This window comes from Kineococcus auxinigenes, assembly GCF_050871525.1.
GTDB lineage: Bacteria > Actinomycetota > Actinomycetes > Actinomycetales > Kineococcaceae > Kineococcus.
Genome location: NZ_JBKBCT010000193.1, coordinates 1 through 530, shown reverse-complemented (window position 1 = coordinate 530; position 530 = coordinate 1). Strand labels below are relative to the sequence as shown.

Below are 530 nucleotides of genomic sequence, written 5' to 3'. Positions count from 1 at the left end.
CATGTGTGCAAGATGGAGCTCGAGTCCCGCGACGAGTACCGTCAAGCGTGAGCGGGCAGCGTGGCAATCGGACCTAGAAAAATGATTGATGGAAAACAGTACCGTGACTGATGAAATCAAAACTAAGGAAAGGTTTCTTGTCCAGGAAGTCGACAAGCGTCTCGCCGACTACTTCCGGCGGCTCGATATTCCTTACTTGTCATGTCTGCCCGACAACACCGAGCAGAATTTCTTTGACCTCAACCAACACTGTGCAGACTTGATAGGCTGCGCTGGCACGTGGAAGGCGCTGCTACTTGAATTCAAAATTCACCACGAAGGAATCCTGCCTTCATTCAAGCAAATCCAACATGACGGCCTGCTGGTACTGAACAAATTCGGCATCCCCGTCGAGTACTGCTTCAATAGGGCGGCGCTACCGCCAACGTCTACAGATGACGTGTTTCTAAGCCATCTCCTGGTTTGTGATGCAGCGCCACTCCCCGGGAGGAAGCCAGCCCTGACTCATGGCACCTTGCTGCAGCGTTTGC

1 protein-coding gene is annotated in these 530 nt (G+C 52.8%); it reads left to right on the top strand.

Features of this window, described 5'->3' with window-relative positions; genetic code table 11:
• Nucleotides 1-88: 88 nt before the first annotated feature.
• On the top strand, nt 89-530 hold a 442-nt coding region (locus tag ACRYR9_RS19980), incomplete at its 3' end, for a hypothetical protein (protein ID WP_432540250.1).